Annotated in this window: 17 protein-coding genes and 1 riboswitch; of the genes, 2 read left to right on the top strand and 15 right to left on the bottom strand. The window is 45.0% G+C overall.

What is annotated here, in order from left to right; all coding sequences use genetic code 11:
• Window positions 1-126 precede the first annotated feature (126 nt).
• The 15 genes from argF to ddlA form a co-directional block, all read right to left on the bottom strand.
• Window positions 127-1077, bottom strand: a complete 951-nt coding sequence (argF, locus tag MHI54_RS06250) for an ornithine carbamoyltransferase (RefSeq protein ID WP_095217041.1) — start codon at window positions 1075-1077, stop codon at window positions 127-129.
• Window positions 1074-4277 carry a carbamoyl-phosphate synthase (glutamine-hydrolyzing) large subunit gene (carB, locus tag MHI54_RS06255; RefSeq protein ID WP_340082648.1) on the bottom strand — a complete coding sequence of 1068 codons (3204 nt, stop codon included), beginning with the start codon at window positions 4275-4277 and terminating at the stop codon, window positions 1074-1076. Before carB ends, argF begins: the two co-directional genes overlap by 4 nt.
• Entirely contained in the window at window positions 4270-5355 is a 1086-nt protein-coding gene (locus tag MHI54_RS06260; RefSeq protein WP_340082649.1) for a carbamoyl phosphate synthase small subunit, read from the bottom strand. The genes carB and MHI54_RS06260 overlap by 8 nt, the downstream gene beginning before the upstream one ends.
• Before the next feature lie 89 nt (window positions 5356-5444).
• Window positions 5445-6860, bottom strand: a complete 1416-nt coding sequence (gene argH, locus MHI54_RS06265; protein ID WP_340082650.1) for an argininosuccinate lyase — start codon at window positions 6858-6860, stop codon at window positions 5445-5447.
• Window positions 6857-8116, bottom strand: a complete 1260-nt coding sequence (locus MHI54_RS06270; protein WP_340082651.1) for an argininosuccinate synthase — start codon at window positions 8114-8116, stop codon at window positions 6857-6859. Before MHI54_RS06270 ends, argH begins: the two co-directional genes overlap by 4 nt.
• Before the next feature lie 185 nt (window positions 8117-8301).
• On the bottom strand, window positions 8302-9033 hold the full coding sequence (queE, locus tag MHI54_RS06275; RefSeq protein WP_095217036.1) for a 7-carboxy-7-deazaguanine synthase QueE: 732 nt from the start codon (window positions 9031-9033) through the stop codon (window positions 8302-8304).
• Window positions 9023-9460 (bottom strand): 6-carboxytetrahydropterin synthase QueD, encoded by a 438-nt coding sequence (queD, locus tag MHI54_RS06280; protein WP_095217035.1) that lies wholly within the window; start codon window positions 9458-9460, stop codon window positions 9023-9025. Before queD ends, queE begins: the two co-directional genes overlap by 11 nt.
• On the bottom strand, window positions 9457-10116 hold the full coding sequence (gene queC, locus MHI54_RS06285) for a 7-cyano-7-deazaguanine synthase QueC (RefSeq protein WP_340082653.1): 660 nt from the start codon (window positions 10114-10116) through the stop codon (window positions 9457-9459). Before queC ends, queD begins: the two co-directional genes overlap by 4 nt.
• A 105-nt stretch (window positions 10117-10221) precedes the next feature.
• A riboswitch (PreQ1 riboswitch) is annotated at window positions 10222-10266 on the bottom strand.
• 226 nt (window positions 10267-10492) lie between these two features.
• Window positions 10493-11209 carry a hypothetical protein gene (locus tag MHI54_RS06290; RefSeq protein ID WP_340082655.1) on the bottom strand — a complete coding sequence of 239 codons (717 nt, stop codon included), beginning with the start codon at window positions 11207-11209 and terminating at the stop codon, window positions 10493-10495.
• Window positions 11202-11930, bottom strand: a complete 729-nt coding sequence (locus MHI54_RS06295) for an ATP-binding cassette domain-containing protein (RefSeq protein ID WP_340082656.1) — start codon at window positions 11928-11930, stop codon at window positions 11202-11204. The genes MHI54_RS06290 and MHI54_RS06295 overlap by 8 nt, the downstream gene beginning before the upstream one ends.
• A 5-nt stretch (window positions 11931-11935) precedes the next feature.
• Window positions 11936-12712 carry an ABC transporter permease gene (locus tag MHI54_RS06300; RefSeq protein ID WP_340082658.1) on the bottom strand — a complete coding sequence of 259 codons (777 nt, stop codon included), beginning with the start codon at window positions 12710-12712 and terminating at the stop codon, window positions 11936-11938.
• Window positions 12699-13643 carry an ABC transporter ATP-binding protein gene (locus tag MHI54_RS06305; protein WP_095217031.1) on the bottom strand — a complete coding sequence of 315 codons (945 nt, stop codon included), beginning with the start codon at window positions 13641-13643 and terminating at the stop codon, window positions 12699-12701. The genes MHI54_RS06300 and MHI54_RS06305 overlap by 14 nt, the downstream gene beginning before the upstream one ends.
• Before the next feature lie 37 nt (window positions 13644-13680).
• On the bottom strand, window positions 13681-14583 hold the full coding sequence (locus MHI54_RS06310) for a hypothetical protein (RefSeq protein WP_340082659.1): 903 nt from the start codon (window positions 14581-14583) through the stop codon (window positions 13681-13683).
• 6 nt (window positions 14584-14589) lie between these two features.
• On the bottom strand, window positions 14590-15735 hold the full coding sequence (locus tag MHI54_RS06315) for a ThiF family adenylyltransferase (RefSeq protein ID WP_095217029.1): 1146 nt from the start codon (window positions 15733-15735) through the stop codon (window positions 14590-14592).
• An 874-nt stretch (window positions 15736-16609) separates the two neighbouring features.
• Window positions 16610-17716, bottom strand: coding sequence for a D-alanine--D-alanine ligase (gene ddlA, locus MHI54_RS06320; protein WP_095217028.1), 1107 nt, complete (start codon window positions 17714-17716; stop codon window positions 16610-16612).
• 284 nt (window positions 17717-18000) lie between these two features.
• Between ddlA and MHI54_RS06325 the strand changes: the two genes are divergently transcribed.
• Both MHI54_RS06325 and MHI54_RS06330 read left to right on the top strand, forming a co-directional pair.
• Window positions 18001-18627 carry a metal-dependent hydrolase gene (locus tag MHI54_RS06325; RefSeq protein WP_095217027.1) on the top strand — a complete coding sequence of 209 codons (627 nt, stop codon included), beginning with the start codon at window positions 18001-18003 and terminating at the stop codon, window positions 18625-18627.
• A gap of 13 nt (window positions 18628-18640) precedes the next feature.
• Entirely contained in the window at window positions 18641-19771 is a 1131-nt protein-coding gene (locus tag MHI54_RS06330; RefSeq protein WP_340082663.1) for an MBL fold metallo-hydrolase, read from the top strand.
• Window positions 19772-19783 lie beyond the last annotated feature (12 nt).

Below are 19783 nucleotides of genomic sequence, written 5' to 3' on the forward strand. Positions count from 1 at the left end.
CTAGAAGTCCCTTACGTAGAGTAAGTGGACATATACCCTTTAGTCTACATGATTTTTCCTATATTGTGAACGCATAGACGCAGAAAAGAAACCGCCTTTTTATTGGCGGTTTCTTTGTCATTCCCTTTATTTTCCCATGACAGCAAGCATAAGTGCTTTTTGGGCATGTAATCGGTTTTCGGCTTCCTGGAAGACGGCCGATTGCGGACCGTCAATGACAGCAGCAGTGACTTCTTCTCCCCGATGTGCAGGCAAGCAGTGCAAGAAGATGGCATCGGCAGCTGCTGAATCCATGAGTGCTTCATTCACCTGATAGCCTTGGAAAGCCGCAAGCCTCGCTTGTGTCTCCTGTTCCTGTCCCATGCTGGTCCAGACATCTGTATAAATGACATCCGCTCCGGCGCAGGCGACTTCCGGACTCTCCGTAATAAGCAGGAATCCCGGATCATTGCTGATCGCTTTTGCCTTCTTCACAATTTCTGGCAGCGGCTGATAACCGGCAGGGGATGCAATCCGGATTTGCATACCTGTTTTTGCAGCAGCAATCATCAAGCTGTTGGCTACATTGTTGGCATCTCCGATATAGGCAAGCTTCACGCCTTCCAATGTTCCTTTATATTCCAAAATCGTCTGCATATCAGCCAATGCTTGACAGGGATGGAACAAATCTGTCAAACCGTTGATCACCGGAATCTCGGCATGGGCTGCCAGCTCCTCGACCATCTTATGTGAATTGGCACGAATCATGATTGCATCCAGGTAGCCGGACAGCACCTTGGCAGTATCTGCAACCGGCTCGCCGCGGCCGAGCTGCAGGTCTTTCGCATTCAGGTACAGCCCCATACCGCCAAGCTGGTAGATGCCGGTTTCGAATGAAACTCGTGTCCGTGTGGAAGATTTCTCAAAAATCATCCCCAGGGTTTTCCCATTCAGCGGCTGGATCAGCTCGCCTTTTTGTTGCTGACCTTTCAGCTCAGACGCCAAGTCCAGCACATAAAGAATCTCTTCCTTCGTCAAATCCTGCAGGGATAAGAGGCTTTTTCCTGCCAGGGATTGCTCTTGTGTCAATTGTCTCATTGCACATGCTCCTTTTCCGCTTCTTCCAGATAATCTGACATGGACAGGCTGTTTGCCAGCTTCTCCTGCCCGGCCAGCCAGTAGCTCTGCATCGTTGGCAGACTCGTCATACACGGGGTCTCCGTCTTCCAAGCTGCTTCACGGATGGCTTGGAATCCTTTTCTTGTGCTGCATACTGCTGTCATCTCTTGATCTTCAATCAAATCGACTGCTTCTTCATCAGAAACAATCCGGAATGAACCAGGATCCGGCAGCAATGCCGCGGTCCCCTCTGTCAGGACAGCGTTCGATCGCAGCTTGCCAAGTAACGCTTCCAGCTGGGATAGGTCGGAAGCTTCGACATCCAAAAGAATCTGCGAATCCTCCGTCAGAGATCTAAGCGTCTTTTCCTTCCAGCCAAATGCTTTATTCAGTGCTTCCGGCACCGTTCTCCCCAATCCGATTGCTTCTCCTGTCGATTGCATATCCGGGCCGAGGAGCGGATCGACACCTGCCAATTTTGTTGTGGAAAAGACAGGCAGCTTCACAGCATAGAATGGTATCTCTTTTTGCAATCCGAGCGGGTAACCTGATTGCCGCAGTGATTCCCCCATCTGGATCCTGGTTGCCAGATCCACCAATGGAATACCTGTCACCTTACTGGAAATAGGCACTGTGCGGGAGGCCCTTGGATTGACTTCCAGGACATACAGGATCGATCGGTCCTCACTGAAGACAAATTGAATGTTCATGATGCCTTTCACCTGGAGCGCATCAGAAATCCTGCTCGCATAGGAGACGATCGACTCCTTCTCCGACTCACTTAAACCAGGGGACGGGAAGATCGCCGTACTATCTCCGCTATGGACTCCGGCTGGTTCGATATGTTCATAGATGCCCGGGATAAGGATGTCTGCACCATCACATACAACATCCACCTCTACCTCCATGCCCGGAACATATTTATCCAGCAGCAGCGGGAATAGGCGGGAGCTATGGATCTGATGCTGCAGTCCTTCCAGATAAGACTCCAGCCTATCTTCGGAATGGAGGATGACCATCCCTTGCCCTCCAATCACGTAGGATGGACGGATGAGGATCGGATAGCCGATACGGCGGGCTTCGTCTTTCAAAGAAGCTGTATCCATCACCGTCGTGCCTGGAATATGCGGGATGTTCAAAGAATGCAGCAAATCATAGAAGGCTTCCCTATTCTCTACCCGATCTATCGAGGCCGTGCTGGTTCCGGCAATGGTCACGCCAGCCGCCTCCAAATCCGCAGCTAAATTGATTGCCGTCTGCCCTCCGAACTGGACGAGCACTTCATCGGCTTGCTCCTTTTCGATGATGTGCAGTACATCTTCTTTTGTCAGCGGCTCGAAGTATAAATGATCGGCTGTATTGAAATCGGTACTGACCGTTTCTGGATTATTATTGATGACGACCGATCGGATCCCTTGATTCCGTAAAGACAAAGCGGATTGGACAGAGCAGAAATCGAATTCCACTCCTTGCCCGATCCGAATCGGACCAGAGCCGAGCACCACGACTTTTTTTGCTGCCTCCGGCAATGGCTCGACCTCATCTTCTTCCTGCCAGCTCGAATAGAAATATGGCGTTTGTGCAGAAAACTCTGCTGCACATGTATCCACCATCTTATAGGATGGTTTGGCTCCCAGCTCCCTGATCAGTCCTTCGACTGCAGCCAATGGCTGATCGAAAATCCTGGCCAGGGCCACATTGCTGAATCCAAGTGTCTTTGCTTTTCGAAGCAGCACTTCGTCCGGCTGCCAACCTCCATCTTTTAATTCCTGCTCGATATCGATTATCCGTTTCATCTCATGGAGGAAAAAGGTCGTGATTTCTGTCCATTCATGAATGGTTTCAATCGTCATCCCGCGGCGCAATGCTTCTGCCAGCAGGAACAGCCGGCGATCATCCGCAGCTTTGAGGCCCTGTTCCAGCTCGCTATCCGACAGCGCTTCAGCAGCTGGCAGACGGAATTCCTCCAGCCCCACCTCCAAGGAACGGATCGCTTTATGCAAACCTGCCGGCAGGTTGCGGGAAAGCGCCATCACTTCCCCTGTCGCTTTCATTTGCGTACCGAGCAAGCGATCGGCCTGCGTGAACTTATCGAATGGCCAGCGCGGAATTTTCACCGCCACATAGTCGATGGCCGGCTCAAAGCTGGCAAATGTATCACCAGTGATCGGATTCGGCACCTCATGCAGATGGTAGCCAAGCGCAAGCTTTGCAGCAATCCGGGCTATCGGATAGCCTGTCGCTTTGGAAGCCAGTGCACTGGAGCGGCTTACCCGGGGGTTCACCTCGATGATGACGTACTCGTCGCTATCCGGATTCAGTGCAAACTGGATATTACAGCCCCCAACGACACCAAGTTCACGGATGACCTTGCAAGATACCGTCCGCAGCATTTGATACTGTCTGTCTGTCAGTGTCTGGGAAGGAGCGACAACGATACTGTCTCCTGTATGTATGCCGACAGGGTCGATATTTTCCATATTGCAGACGATGATGCAGGTATCATTGGCATCGCGCATCACTTCATATTCGATCTCCTTCCAGCCTTTCACGCTTTGTTCGATCAATACTTGATTGATCGGGCTTGCCTGGATTCCGCTTTTCACGTATCGCAGCAGCTCGGATAGGTCATTGGCGATTCCCCCGCCGGCTCCGCCTAGTGTGTAAGCTGGACGGATGATGATGGGAAATCCTGTTTTTTCAGCGAAAGCTTTCGCTTCCTCGATGGAAGTGATCGGCAGGCTTTCCGGGACTGGCTCATTGATATCCTGCATCATCTGCTTGAACAATTCACGGTCTTCCCCACGCTGGATGGCATCCAATGGAGTGCCTAGGAGCGTGACATTGTATTCTTCCAATACCCCGGCTTGGTCCAGACTTACAGCAAGGTTAAGACCCGTCTGACCGCCCAGGGTGGGCAGCAGGCCATCCGGTCTTTCCTTATCGATGATGTTCGTCAAGGATTCACAAGTGAGCGGCTCCAAATACACTTGATCGGCAAAAGCCTGATCCGTCATGATGGTCGCAGGATTATTATTGACGAGGATGACCTCTATTCCCTCCTCCTTCAAGGCAAGACATGCTTGTGTACCTGCATAATCGAACTCTGCCGCCTGCCCGATGACAATCGGACCAGAACCGATGACTAGGACTTTCTTGATGTGCGGGTGTTTAGGCATATGCTGTCACTCCTCTGTTCCGTACCGATTTCAAGAATTGTTCGAACACATCATACGTATCGCTCGGACCGGGATGCGCTTCCGGATGGAATTGGACACTCATGATCGGTTTGGAGCAGTGCTGCAGCCCTTCGATCGAACCATCATTCACATTGCTATATAGGATATTCCAAAGCTCCTGGGAAATAGAAGCTCCATCGACGACATATCCATGATTCTGGGAAGTAATCGATACCTTCCCGCTAGGCAAGTGCTGAACCGGATGATTGCTCCCCCGGTGTCCATAAGGAAGCCGCATCGTATTCCCCCCGAACGCAAGGGCCAGCAGCTGATGACCGAGACAGATTCCCAAAGTCGGGTAAAATTCCGCAATCCGTTTTACTTCTCCCGCTAAATACTCCAGGGATTTCGGATCTCCAGGACCGTTGGACAGCAATACACCATCCACTTTTGCTTCCTGCAGTTCTTCCAGCGTCACATCGAAAGGAAAGATGGTTACGTCACAGTCATTTTCCAGCAGCATATCCCGGATCGAATGCTTATAGCCATAATCTATGAGTGCTACGTGGGCCGCTGATGGGCCATCTGCCTGGTGGAACTGTGCTTTTTTAACGGAGACCTTCTCCACAATTTTCTCGGACACTTTTGCTTTTTTCGGGATGGATCCCGGCGTCTTAGTCATTTTTCCATAAACGTCACCATGCTGACGGATTATTTTCGTCAGTTTCCGTGTATCCACCTGTGCCAATATCGGAAAATCATATGCTTGGGCAATATCCTGCAGTGTCTGGGTTGCCTGATAGTGAGCTGGTGTTTCACAAGGTGTCGAAATGACAAGTCCATGGATCGCGGGTGTGTGGCTTTCCTTATCCTGCGCATTGAAGCCATAATTTCCGATCAGCGGATACGTCATCGTGACAATCTGACCAGCATAGGAAGGATCCGTCATCACTTCCTGGTAGCCAGTCATCGCTGTATTGAACACCATTTCCCCCTCTGATTCCGTGATCTTCCCGAGCCAGATGCCTTCCAAGACATCTCCTGTGCTGAGCATCAAATAACCCTTTGTCTCTTCCATTCATGCTGCTCCTTTCCGAAACGAGTTTATCTTTATTCTGATAAACTAATAATTATGCATCCGTAATAAAAAGAAAGGTGAGCAGCTGCTCACCCCTCCAGTTTGGCAGCCTGCTCCTCTGTCCACTTTCTATTCGTTTCCAGCAAGGCTTCTATATTGTCGACTTGTTCCCGGACCCGCGCTTTTGCCGTACCTCCCGGGATATTCCTTGCTGCTACGACGGTTTCCGGTGCAAGTGCCTCGTAGATATCTTCCTTTATCAGACCCGAAAACTGCTGAAACTCTTCCAGGCCGAGATCCAGCAAATATTTTCCCTGTTCGATACTATACAGGACTGCCTGACCGACAACTGCATGTGATTCCCGGAAAGCCATGCCCTTTGCCACCAGGTAATCAGCAAGATCTGTCGCATTGGAGAAATCATTGCGGACAGCCTGATACATATTATCCTGCTTCACATACATCGTCTCGATCATCGGCGCAAAGAGCCCAAGCGCCCCCTTCAATGTCTCCACTGTATCGAACATGCCCTCCTTGTCTTCCTGCATATCCTTATTGTACGCAAGCGGCAGGCCTTTCAAGGTCGTCAGCATTCCCATCAGATGACCGAAGACCCGGCCGGATTTACCCCGGACAAGCTCTGCCACGTCAGGGTTCTTCTTCTGGGGCATCATGCTGCTGCCAGTCGAAAAGGCATCATCCAATTCGATGAAATCGAACTCGGCACTGGACCATTGCACCAATTCCTCTGATAGACGGGACAAGTGCACACTGATCAGGCTGGCTGCCGACAAGAATTCCACGACGAAATCACGATCACTGACGCTGTCCAGACTGTTTTCGGTAATCCCGTCGAAATGCAGCTGCTCCGCCACAAAATGACGATCAATCGGGAATGTCGTGCCGGCCAAGGCACCTGCTCCGAGCGGCATTTTATTCACTCGCTTCCAGCTATCCTGCAGACGCTCGACATCCCGCTGCAGCATATAAGCATATGCCATGAGATGATGGCCGAACAATACGGGCTGAGCCCGCTGCAGGTGGGTATAGCCAGGAAGGATCGTATCCAGATGCTGCTTCGCCTGTTCCGTCAATGCGGTCTGTACGGCTCCCAGCAATCCGATAATGTCCACGATTGCCTCACGCAAATACAAACGCATATCCAGTGCCACTTGATCATTACGGCTTCTTCCGGTATGCAGCTTGCCGCCTACCGGGCCGATATGGTCGATCAGCAGCCGCTCTACATTCATATGGATATCCTCGTCTGCTTGCGTGAGTGTTGCTTCCCCTGCCTGGATTTTGTGCAGCACCTGCTTCAATCCCTCAGCAATCGTTTCCGCTTCATCCCGTTCGATGATGCCGCATTTACCAAGCATCGCCACATGCGCGAGGCTGCCTTGGATATCGTATTCAGCCAGTTTCTGATCAAATCCGATGGAGGAAGTGTAGGCGTCTACTAATTCATTGGTCGGCTTCGTGAATCTTCCTCCCCAGAGCTTCATTGTTTTACAGCTTCTTTTTTATTTATTTTCAAAAGTGACGGCACTTCCGTTTGCACTGTCTGCTGACGGGCAACTTCAGCCTGCACCTTCGTTGGCAGACCCCAAAGCTGGATGAAGCCAAGCGCTGCATCATGATCGAATTTATCCTCTGGCTTATACGTTGCCAAATCAAAGCTGTATAGCGATTCAGCTGATTCTCTGCCGACGACGAGTGCATGTCCTTTATACAGCTTCACTTTCACATTGCCGGAAACCGTCTGCTGTGTCTCTTCAATGAATGCCTGCAGCGCTTTTGTAAGCGGGGAATACCATAGACCATCATAAATTGTCTGTGCCAGTTTTTGCTCGATGATCGGTTTGAACTGGGAAATTTCACGTGTCATCGTCAAAGCTTCCAATTCCTGATGCGCAGCAATCAGTGTCACTGCAGCCGGGCATTCATAGATTTCACGCGATTTGATCCCTACCAATCTATTTTCGACATGATCGATACGTCCGACACCATGCTTGCCTGCGATTTCATTCAATTTCAGGATGAGCGCGTCCAGTGGATAAGCTTCGCCATCGATTGCGACCGGTTTTCCTTTTTCGAAAGTGATAGTCACGATCTGTGCTTCCTCAGGTGCCTCTTCGGGATCAACAGTCAAACCAAAAGCATCACTTGGCGGCTGCTCCCATGGATCTTCCAAAATACCGCACTCATTGGAACGTCCCCATAGATTCTGATCGACACTGTATGGGCTCTCCTTCCCTACCGGGACCGGAATGCCATGCTGCTGTGCATATTCGATTTCTTCATCACGGCTCATTGCCCATTCACGGACAGGCGCTACAATTTTCAAATCCGGATTCAAAGCTGTGAAACTCACGTCAAAACGAACCTGATCATTACCTTTTCCAGTACAGCCATGCGCTACTGCCACGGCTCCTTCTTCTTTCGCAATATCGACCAGCACCTTGGCAATCAATGGACGGCTAAGTGCAGAAACGAGCGGATATTTGCCTTCATAAAGCAAGTTTGCTTTCAAAGCCGGAAGCACATATTCCTCTGCATACGCAGCTTTTGCATCCACTGTATAGGATTTGATTGCACCTACCTGCAATGCTTTCTCCTGAACGAAATCCAAGTCCTTTCCTTCCCCAACATCCAAACCAACTGCGATGACATCATAATTATATTTATCCTGCAGCCACTTGATTGCCACAGAAGTATCCAAACCACCAGAGTATGCGAGTACGATTTTATCCTTTGCCATTATGAATCTCCCTCTCCGTGCTGAATGCTCGATTTATTTATGTGAATTATTATGCATTATAACTAATATAAATTCAAGCACTTTTTATTAATTCATCGACTAGGTATCCTATTAATCTGGCAAATATATAGTGCCTGCCTACTTTCAAGCATGAAAAAAGACGAGCCCTTGGACTCGTCTTCCTTTTATACACCGCGTTTATTTCCCCATACAAGCGTATGAAGCTGCGGCAGGACACGCACATGATTCAATTCGCTGGAAAGAGATACCTGATCGATCAGCCACTCATACTTGGCAAGCAGCGCATCCCTCAATTGCGCATCATCCAACGTAGCTGTATCATGATTGCCGACTTGTACGTAGAAACTTACATCCGGGTAGCGTTTATGGACATTCGTCGCATACTGCAAGTCTTCTTCATCAAAGATGACAACCTTCAGGCTGACATTGGCAAGGCGTCCTGCATTCTTTAGGTTATCGATGATTTCATCCAGCCGATGAAAATCGGTTTTCATCATGGAGCTCGGTGGCTTCGGGGAAATCGTCAAATCATCGATTTCCAGGAACCACGGCTGGTAGCGGCTGCCTTGCGTTTCAAGTGCAATCCGGATACCTTTCTGCTTAAGGAACTGGGTGAATTCCCCCAGATTCTTAAGCAGTGCCGGGTTCCCGCCAGAAATGGTAACGTGACCAAATCGATCTCCGCCCACTTCCACCAAGCGATCCCATATCTCTTCGGCAGTCAGCTGCCGGATGTCTTCCTTGGCCGATCCATCCCATGTAAAGGCTGAATCACACCAGCTGCAGCTGTAGTCGCAGCCGGCGGTACGGACAAACATCGTCTTCTGTCCGACAACCATCCCTTCTCCCTGCACGGTGGGACCGAATACTTCTAAAACCGGAAATTTACTTGCCATTTTCTGTTCCTCGCTTTGGTCGATACACACAGTAGCTGGTCGGTGTCTCACGCAAGAAAACTTGCAGGCATTTCGGCTTGTGAGGCAGCTGATCCAGTTCCTGCTGAATCAATTCATAGATTTTTCGGGCCATCACTTCCGTCGTTGGAAAATCATCTTTTCCAAGTACATCGGTATGGTCATTTAAAAGCGTGTGATCGAATTTTTTATGAATCAATGCTTTGATTGTGGAGAAATTGAATAAAAATCCACTGTCATCCAATTCATCCCCCGCAATCGTTATATTGGCGAAATACGTATGACCATGCACCTGCTGGCATTTGCCCGCATCCGGATGCTGGATGCTGTGTGCCGCTGCAAAATGCAGATCCTTGTTCAATTCATAGCAGTAGTCATGCTGCACTTGCGGGTAAATTTGCTGTATCATGCTCGCTCCGCCTTTTTCGCTTCATATTGATCAAGCCCGTTTTTACGCAGCTTACAAGCTGGGCATTCTCCGCATCCATCGGCAATGATCCCGTTATAGCAAGTAAGTGTCTTTTCTTTCACATAATCAAGCTGCCCGAGCTGATCCGCCAATTCCCATGTCTCGGCTTTATCCAGCCACATCAGCGGTGTATGAATGACAAATTCTTTGTCCATTGATAGGTTGAGAGATACATTCAGCGATTTCACAAAGATATCCCGGCAATCCGGATAGCCGCTGAAGTCTGTTTCACATACCCCCGTCACAAGGTGCTTGGCACCTACTTGATGTGCCAAAATTGCTGCAAAGGAAAGGAATACCAGATTACGTCCTGGAACGAACGTGGACGGCAGCTCCCCTTCCTGCTGCTCGATTTCGATATCATCTCTCGTCAATGCGTTTGGAGCAAGCTGATTCAATAAAGACATATCCAATACATGGTGTCTGATTCCTTGCTCTTTCGCGATTTGCTCTGCCACTTCAATTTCCAGACTGTGACGCTGATTATAATTGAATGTGACAGCTTCCACTTCCTCGAACTGCTCCATTGCCCAAAATAAACAAGTTGTACTATCTTGGCCGCCGCTGAATACGACGATGGCTTTATCCTTCTTCATTATGCTTCTCCTTTTATCCAGACTATCCCGATAAAAAAGCCCCTTCCCAAAGGAAGAGGCTGCCAATTATCCATAAAAAATAAAAAAGACTATACCCAAGGATATAGTTCCTTAGTTTTTTATAGAGGGTTGTGCTAGAACCTCTCCCAGGATGGCCTGGATTTTTTTATACTTTTCTGCAGTCCATTGTATCACAGCTGGGCGCTTTTGCATACGATAAGACGAGTCATTACATGCCAAGGATGGAGAAAACTCAAAAAATAGATATCACAAACCCTCCTTCCTGTACAAAATGCTCGTTTTTAACATCACTCATTTGGGTCAAGGGACTCAAGTATTAACACCCAAGTCTTTTTGAATACAATAAAATATCTTCTCACTTCGAAAGCACTTCATCCTTCTCAATCTTCGCCCCGGTAATTTTAATGCAGATTAAAGTTATGAGGAGGATAAAAATAGCTGAACTTAATGTAACTAATAACTGACTGGCAAAAGCCATCGCTACTATATTACCGAACACAGCTATTAGGATAATTCCCGTTACAATGGTTGCCACTGTTGAGTTTAAATATATACCCGCCATTCCCGAAAAAAATATCAAAGAAATAGTTAATATTACTGTGGCTATAGAGGTGACCAAAAAATGCCCGATGGAATATAGTGCCGTATTGGATGTAACAAGGATGGGAGCAACTGACTCCATCAGTAAATAGAGGATGTTCGCTACAGACATCCCCAACAGTTGGACGCCAAAGAACATACCACAGAATGACATCACTTTATCATAAAATAATTGTGATCTTCCATTAGGGTATAAATATGTCCTCAGCTTATCTTCTCCGATATAATTCTTGACCAAGCACCTATTGATTATGATAGATCCATATATAACCAAAATACACATACAAATAGTAGAAGCCAATCCTGAAAGGCTTACGTAATTCTTAAGGATATTATCCGATTCAGCAGTATCGAATCGTCCAATGACAGTAAAAAAATAAAGTGTAAGGAGCTGTCCGAGAAAAGCCATTGAAAAAATGACTTTTCTATACTTTTTTAGCTTGGATGATTCAAACTCATAATTTTCACCCAATGTTTTCACCCTCCATCTTTAGAACCTTATAGTATTCTTTAAGACCTCCTGAATAAGCTCTAACAATATCTTTAACTGGCTTTTTTTCATAAGTCTCACCGTTAAACATAAATACTACACTAGTCACAAAGTTTTCGAGCTCTGACAATGAGTGACTTGTAATTACTACACAAACCCCTTCTTTTTTCAAGTCGGTAAGGATACGCTTCATTAAGTCTATACCATCAAAGTCAAGCCCATTAAATGGTTCATCCAAGATAAGTATTTTAGGCCGGTGAGATAAAGCTATTGCCAGCTGAAGGCGCTGTTTCATCCCTAAAGATAATTTTTTTATCTTTGTTGTCAATGGCACATTTAATTCGAGCAATTCCAACATTCCGGTATATGATTCACTGTTTTTTAATTGCATGTAATGATAGTGTTCATCAAACAATTCAGAGATTGTCATATCAGAAACACTTGGTGGAAATTGAATTACAGCTCCGATCAGCTTTAATATTTCTGGACGTGTTGATTCAGACAATATTTTATTATTTATTTTGATGGACCCTTGCTCCGGAAAAACCAGGCCTAGTAAACATTTCAATAAAGTGGTTTTCCCCACCCCATTCGGTCCAATGAATGCACAGATTTCCCCTTCATGCATGGTTACATTTGCGAGCCTTATAATTTCTTTTTCATTCACAGATTTACTTAATTTATCTATCGATATTAGGCTCATGATACTCATTCCCTTCTTGAAAGTACAATAAGAGATATAAAAAATGAAAAAGCTCCCCAGAATAACACTATAAACAAATCGGTCACGGAAAATGTTCCGAATTCAAATAGTGTTGAACGTAATAAATTTGTTGTTGGAACGAATGGCAGTGTTTGATGGATGAAAGATGTCCACTCCGGCAATCTATCCATAGGATAAGTAATAGGAGAAAATAGTAATCCACCAATCATTATCAACTGTGTAACTAATGCCATAACGTTCGGCGGGAAAGTATAGGCAATAGCAAACCCTATGCAAATCATCGTTACCTGAGCTATCAATATAATCAAAAAGCTCCAAGGTGTTATATGTAGAGTGATATCGAATCGAAGCATCGCAGCTAGGCATCCCATAAATACACCGGGCAATGATGCAACACACCAGATGATAATATCCGCAAATATTATCGAGCTGCGCGAAACTGGTAATGTTCTTTGGTATTTAAAAATACCGTCTTGTTTTGCAGTACTGACTATTTGTGGAGCCAATACACACCCTACGGCAATTACCCCTAGTGAAACTGCCCCTGATGAAAGATATAAAGCTAGTGTTTCATTTATATCCGGAATCAACAGCGCAAGACCATAGACAATAGCTAAAGCAAAAGCCACTTGCACAATACTGAATACCGGTAGAAGATATTTATGTCTCACAAGGCTCCAACGAACCAATCCCCAAAACTTTCTTATACTAAGTCCCACCTCACTGTACTTACTGATTGATTTACCTTCATACATTTCCATCCGTCAATCCTCCGTATGACGCTTCCAGTGATGCTGAAGTAAGTCTGTAATTAGCGACTCTTCTTTCCTCAATTTGTTTTAGCACCCAATTAATCGCATCAGGTACTTGTTCGGCCGAAAGATCAAAGATAACTTGCATCTCTTCTTCAATATATCTAGTTTTCAGTGATTCAGGCGCATCAGAAAATGAATTCCAATCGCTGACGGCCACGTAAAGTACATTGGTTGAAAATTGTTTTTGCTGACCCGTGGTTAATTCATCTTGAATTAGCTTGCCATGATTAAATAATAAAAAACGATCAGCGTATTGCTCAACTTCCAGTAAATTATGAGTAACCACAATAACTATATGACCTTTATTAGCGAGTTTCCTCATATAATTCCACACCAACTTCCTTCTAACGGGGTCTACGTCGTTTGTTGGCTCATCTAAAAGAATTATAGGCGGAGGGCATATCACTGCCATGGCAAACGAAGCCAACCGTTGCAACCCTCCGGAAAGTTTTTCACCCGGTCTGTCTGCCCATTGCTCAACCTTCAATTCTGCTAATATTTCTTTGCTCAACTCTTTGTTCTGACTACCGGAAATACCGCGTATATGTAAAATTGATTCTATGGACTGACGTAATGTAACACCCGATAATGGAGCATGGAACTGCGGCATCATGGATACAAGATTTCTAGCAAATTTTGTGTCATCAATCAACGATTTACCTTGATAATCAATCTGACCTTGATCTGGCTTAACTATGCCAATGATTTGATTTAATAGCGTGGTTTTGCCAGCACCATTATGTCCTATAATTGCTACTATCTCTCCTGCATATAGTTCGACTGAAATATCACAGTTTGCTTTTACACTTCCATTTTTATAGGACTTGGATATAGAGCTAATTTGCAAACTCCCTTTAGATTCTTTTATATCCTTCATAGTCAAACTCTCCATTTACTTAATCTAATCTGATGAATCATTCAAAAAAATTAAAATACACATTCGAGAATAACATCCATAGAAAAGGTAAAAACCAGTATGCAATTAAGATCAGATTAACAACGTAACCCACTTTTTTCAATATAGACCATGTTCTTACATTCGCAACATTGCTATTTCCTTCATCTACTGCAAGCATTGGATTATCTAATAGACTCAATACAATAAAATGTCCATCGCAATTCTTATGAAATCTAAATTGCCAAGCAATTCTTAACCATAAGATTGAAATAGCTGCTGCTAACATCCAATCTGTTATGAAGATATTGAAAATCAACAAGCAAGACAGCAGAAAAAAATCAAATATCAAACCGGCTGATAAAGCTGCTAATCTGGGGAAGAAAGACCAGACCCATATATGGGTCATGGATACAGTCGCATTGGCTTGCAAAATATTTAATCGAAGTCCTCCTGTCCTTAGCTTATAAGACCGTGCAAATATGATATGCATCAATTCATGAATTAAAGTTGTTATCAAAGCGAAACCTATGAGTAGGGATATATTGAGTGGCAGGGAGATTGAATTGTTAATGAGAATGCTGCCATTAGGCACTCCATTAAACAATGTTAATATAACGACAGACAATATAGAGAGTCCGCCCATTATGAAGAGAAACATCCTCTTAATATTCCATTTTAAATTATTTTCCTCGTCCGGAAGGGACTTAATTTTATCAGATGAAGAATTACAGAAGTCATTATCTTTAAGTATATTCGCTATTTCCTCATCATAATCCTTTAAAGAACTATTATTATAAATTAAAGATTTAGCTAATTCCTCATTTACCACAAGAGGATCTGCATCCCTCGCTACAACTATCCAATCTCCACTCCTCAATTTTCTTCCTTGTATGGATTTAAGGCAACCTTCCATTGTCATTAACAATCACACCTTATTGGTCCTTTCGTAATAACGAAATATTTCCCAATCCTCTGTGCGTCCCTTACCACAAGTTGGACACTCATCATATCTATCCCAGCTTGGGTGAGTAAAGGAAGACCCGTCTTCAAAATTAATTTCATATTGGGTGCTTAAACTTCTTGGTTGCGCGTAACCTGTTATGACTCTAACCGCTTCGTCCACAATGGCAGATGTTAATTGATAAATTGCAGGTGCATAGGCAATTGAAGGAGGGGCAAAGTTTATATTCCTAAAGCCAACGAATTGCTCTATAAATTTTGGATCATTCACACTAAAATGCAGATTCAAACAATCGAAACAGCCTGTTTTTCCCGGTATTACAGTAAAGACTCTTCCGCGACTTACTTGGTGAGCCCCGAAAACACAAGGGATATTGGCTTTAATTACGGCCTGATTAACAGTTCTTTGTGCTTCAAATGGGGGCTCATCTATAGCACAGATTACTAAATCAACCCCCTCTGTAAACTGTAAAACGTCTTCAGTCGTTTCAATTTTCTTATTATGTGCCTCAATTATTATATGAGAATTCATCTCAGAAATTGCCTTTGCAGCCACCTCACATTTAGGTAACCCTATATCGGATTCTTTATATAACAACTGTCTTCCTAAATTACTCTCTTCTACATTGTCATAATCAACTATAATGATTTTCTTTGGACCCAATCCCGATAACAGAGTGAGTATGTTTGATCCACCCCCACCAAGCCCTAAAAGAAGAATTGTTGTTTCGTTAATTTTCTTCTGGTAATCATATCTATTACCATCCGTTCCAGTGTATCTACTAAAATAATTAACATTTGCTATGTAACGTTCTTGAATAGTGCTTTCATGCCCATTAAGAGTTTCTTCAAGAAATTCTTCGTTATCTAATATACTGATCCCTTCTAACACGTCTTCTTCAGATAACTCCGGAAATATTTCTACCATCTCTTTTATAACATCCTCAACTTTTCTTCCATCTAAACGCGAAGCCAGTTCCCATAGGTAACCATCGGGATCACCAAGCTCAGCGGTGATACCTAGTTGCGCGCCAATTCTAAACTCATTCTTATTAAGTTTATATAGCGGATATATAGCTTTAATTCGAGGTCTATCGTACTTATTGATCATATTAATCTCCTCCATAATTTTAGCTTTATAGAGCAAAGCCGAGACTGTATAAAAGAAGTCTCGACTTTGCTTGTTTAAAAGAAATCAAACAATAATCCACCATGCTGTAGCATCAACTTTTACTGCTCTACGAACTGTAACGTTTTTCATATTGTCACCTCCTTGAACAGCAAACAATGACAGAATATAAAATATAGTCTGATTATTTGCCTTTTATTGAATCAATTGCAATTACCATTTTGTTAGTAATAAGTTTCTAATATGTAATTTAATTACAATTAATTCTATCAATAGTATACTTATGATTCCGACGAATACGATACGTTCGAACTATTTTTATGTAAAAAACAATCAATTTTACGATTTATTTACAGAAAAACAGTCACTATGTATTACACGCAGTTTATTGAATTAGAGTCAGATAAATTCATATATGCGTAGCTGCTCTGATTTGTCTCTCCGCTAAAAAACTAATCAAATGATTACAACATTCATGCATAATGGCTTTGTGAAAGGAAAAAACGTTGCAGCCAATACCATTATGTCTAGTAGTACGATGTTATAGTTCGGACTGTAAAAGGAATCTATTATGTAATCAATGAGTTAAAAAAGGAACAATCCTATAACCATGCCATAGGCGTGTCCGGAACACTTCTAAGTGGAGAATGAATCCATGATCCAGCAAGGGGACATAAATGACGTACTCAAAGTACATGAGCCTTGAATATCGACCAGTCCTTTGTTTTTTACAAGGAGACAACAGGACTGGGCACAGAAGGATGTCTGGGGGCTTATGAATAAAATTAAAAATCCGAACCAGGAAATCATTCCTGGTTCGGATTTCTTTTTGGTTAAACAACTACAATCCGAGTAATCAGAACTGCTCAAAAGCTGCGTTGCTTAGTTCGTTATCTCGTTTATGACGTTCAATGGCAAGCTGGATCAAACGATCGATCAACTCCGGATAGGAGATGCCAGTGATATCCCATAGCTTCGGATACATGCTGATTTTTGTGAAGCCTGGCAATGTGTTCACTTCATTCACAACGAATTCCCCTTCCTCTGTCAAGAAGAAGTCTACCCGGGCAAGTCCCTCGACATCCAGTGTCTGGAATACTTCTACCGCAAGCTTTCTCACTTGTTCCGTGACAGACTCGGAAAGCTGGGCCGGGATGGCGAGATCCGCACCAGATTCGTCGATATACTTGGACTCATAAGAGTAGAATTCCGTTTTTGGCAGGATTTCTCCAGGCAAGGACGCCATCGGCTCTTCATTGCCAAGCACCGCCACTTCGATCTCGCGGCCTGCGATGGCTTCCTCCACAAGTACTTTCGTGTCATAACGGAATGCTTCTACCAATCCTTTGTAGAACTCTTCTTCTGTCTTTGCTTTGCTGACGCCGACAGAGGATCCTTGATTGGCAGGCTTAATGAATACTGTGCTGCCCAGCACTTTTGCCACCTCTTCATATCGAATGGATCCAAGCTGACGCTTTTTGAAGGTGAATCCATTCGCTACCCGGATGCCCGCTTCCTTCAGTAGACGCTTTGCAATATCCTTATCCATGCAGACTGCCGAGCTGAGAACATTCGGGCCGACATACGGAAGATTGGCGATGCGCAGCATGCCTTGCATACTGCCATCCTCCCCGAGTGTACCGTGAAGGATGCTGAAAATGACATCCACTTGATCGAGGACAGCACCTTGACCAGGGCTGACAAGCTGCCTCTCCTTCACACCAGGTACAACGGCAATGCCTTGCTCGGATGGTTTCAATTCAATATGCTTCGGATCATGTGCATTCAGCAGATAATCCGCTTTATCATTAAGCTGCCATTTTCCATCTTTGTCGATCCCGATCAGGACAACATCGTATTTATCTTTATCAATTGCATCGGCAATATTTTTTGCTGATTGTAAGGATACTTCATGCTCCGCGGATTTTCCGCCGAAGATGATGCCTACTTTTGTTTTACCCACCTGTAACCATTCCTTTCTGACGTGAAACCATTACTTTCATTTTATCACAAACGAATGCGGCTGCCCCCATGTCCATAAGAAAAAATCGTGTTTCACAGGCAATGCATTCGGTAACTATATAAATTAACAACAAAGGCAGGATGATGGATATGGGCTATTTCGGTCATTTTTGGGAAATGAAGATTATCCATCCTGCAAGAAAGCACATCCTAAGCAATACGGATAGCCATGACATAAAGATTCTAGTATGCTTTTAAAGACTAACTTTTGGAGGCACAGCTAGAATGAAAGGGATCACACATTTATTAATTGGAGCAGGAGCTGGATTCGCCAGCGCAACCGCCTTGGATGCAGAAGGTGCCGTCACCGTCACGATGACCTGTACAGCAGCAGTCGCAAGCTTGGTACCCGATTTGGATACAGGGGGCATCCTCTCCAACCGCATCACTTTTTCACACAAAGCTATCCGCAATATTACAATTTTCATCGGATTATTGCTCATCCTGTATAGTATGTGGAATTTATTTGGCCAAGATCGTTATATCGGGTTGGCGATCGGAGCAGGAATTATGGTTCTCTCCCGCGTAATCAATAAGAAGTTCATGCTGCTGATCACCGGCATCGCTGTGCTGCTGACAGGGTTGTATGCCGGGCATACATGGGTTGTCATGAGCGGATGCTATATCGGGATCGCATCCTTCCTTGCTCATAGAAGTTACACGCATTCCTTGATCGGGCTGATCTATTTCTACATATTGATGACATTCTTCGAACAAGAGACAGCCCTTTTCGGAACCCAGCTTGCCGGCACAGCCGGCTATGCTAGCCATCTGCTTGCTGACAGCAGGATATTCCCTGTCAATAAGAAAGGAGTCAAATTACTCCTTCCTATAATAAAAAAAGATTTCTAAAGGAGACGATTGCATGAATCCATTGCACACAGCAGAGCTGGCAGAAAAAATCAAAAAGAAAGAAACCGTCCATCTGCTGGATATCCGGCAAACGGCGGATGTACAAGATTGGGCCATTGATGCCGGCAGCGTCAAAAGATACGCCATTCCATTTGCCGACATCAAAGCTGACCCGAATAAAGCCCGCAGACAGCTGCCAGAACAAGAGCCTGTCTATGTGATGTGCTATCGGGGCAAATCAGCCCAGACAGCTGTCTCTCTTTTAGAGTCGGCTGGCATGGATAATGGTGTCCATGTGGTCGGCGGTATGCAAGCATGGGGAGAAACAATCAGTCCAGCGAAGATCGGTGACCTTACGTATGGCGGATCGATTTACCAGTTTATGCGCATCGGGAAAGGCTGCCTATCCTATATGATCGTCTCTGGAGGCGAAGCAGCCGTAGTGGACCCGGCCAGATTCACGGAAGCCTATGTTTCTTTCGCAAAGGAGAATGGATGGGAAATCAAACATGTATTGGATACCCACCTCCACGCAGATCATTTATCCGGCGGACAAAAGCTCGCAGAGGAAACCGGGGCGACCTATTGGTTCCCTGCCAATGATGGAAAAGAAGCAAAGTTCAGCTTTTCCCCGTTACAAGACGGGACCAAAATACCCTTGGGCAAGCCCGAGGAAGGCATTCGCTGTGTTGCCTCACCAGGTCATACAGAGGGAAGCATCAGTTTTGTCGTTGATGACACATACCTGTTATCCGGGGATACGCTCTTTACCGAGTCGATCGGACGCCCGGATCTGGCAGGTCAGGCAGAACAATGGGTACAAGATTTGTACAGCACCTTATATGAAAAATATCCATTATTGTCGCTGGACTTGATCGTCCTGCCTGCCCATTTCTCGGAGCTTTCGGAAATCGGACCAGATGGAACGGTACAAGCACGAATGGAAGATCTATACCGAAAGAACCCTCGTCTGCAGATGAAAGATTCGAGCGAGTTCACTGCTTCCGTTTTAAACAGCATCCCTGCGCGTCAGCCCAATAGCTATCAGCTGATCCGGGAAGCGAATCAAGGAAACACAACCATAGATGAAACAGAGGCAGCAGACATCGAATCCGGTCCTAACCGCTGTGCAGTCACCAACTGACCAAGAAGAGCC

Source organism: Terribacillus sp. FSL K6-0262 (assembly GCF_037977385.1).
GTDB lineage: Bacteria > Bacillota > Bacilli > Bacillales > Amphibacillaceae > Terribacillus.

Bases quoted from the DNA above. Each gene is read 5' to 3' on its own strand.
- MHI54_RS06310 (WP_340082659.1), bottom strand. From the start codon at position 14,583: ATGACAATGGAAGGTTGCCTTAAATCCATACAAGGAAGAAAATTGAGG.
- argH (WP_340082650.1), bottom strand. From the start codon at position 6,860: ATGAAGCTCTGGGGAGGAAGATTCACGAAGCCGACCAATGAATTAGTA.
- queD (WP_095217035.1), bottom strand. From the start codon at position 9,460: ATGATACAGCAAATTTACCCGCAAGTGCAGCATGACTACTGCTATGAA.
- MHI54_RS06305 (WP_095217031.1), bottom strand. From the start codon at position 13,643: ATGAAGGATATAAAAGAATCTAAAGGGAGTTTGCAAATTAGCTCTATA.
- MHI54_RS06295 (WP_340082656.1), bottom strand. From the start codon at position 11,930: ATGAGCCTAATATCGATAGATAAATTAAGTAAATCTGTGAATGAAAAA.
- queC (WP_340082653.1), bottom strand. From the start codon at position 10,116: ATGAAGAAGGATAAAGCCATCGTCGTATTCAGCGGCGGCCAAGATAGT.
- MHI54_RS06300 (WP_340082658.1), bottom strand. From the start codon at position 12,712: ATGGAAATGTATGAAGGTAAATCAATCAGTAAGTACAGTGAGGTGGGA.
- queE (WP_095217036.1), bottom strand. From the start codon at position 9,033: ATGGCAAGTAAATTTCCGGTTTTAGAAGTATTCGGTCCCACCGTGCAG.
- MHI54_RS06260 (WP_340082649.1), bottom strand. From the start codon at position 5,355: ATGGAAGAGACAAAGGGTTATTTGATGCTCAGCACAGGAGATGTCTTG.
- MHI54_RS06325 (WP_095217027.1), top strand. From the start codon at position 18,001: ATGAAAGGGATCACACATTTATTAATTGGAGCAGGAGCTGGATTCGCC.
- MHI54_RS06270 (WP_340082651.1), bottom strand. From the start codon at position 8,116: ATGGCAAAGGATAAAATCGTACTCGCATACTCTGGTGGTTTGGATACT.
- argF (WP_095217041.1), bottom strand. From the start codon at position 1,077: ATGAGACAATTGACACAAGAGCAATCCCTGGCAGGAAAAAGCCTCTTA.
- MHI54_RS06330 (WP_340082663.1), top strand. From the start codon at position 18,641: ATGAATCCATTGCACACAGCAGAGCTGGCAGAAAAAATCAAAAAGAAA.
- MHI54_RS06315 (WP_095217029.1), bottom strand. From the start codon at position 15,735: ATGATCAATAAGTACGATAGACCTCGAATTAAAGCTATATATCCGCTA.
- carB (WP_340082648.1), bottom strand. From the start codon at position 4,277: ATGCCTAAACACCCGCACATCAAGAAAGTCCTAGTCATCGGTTCTGGT.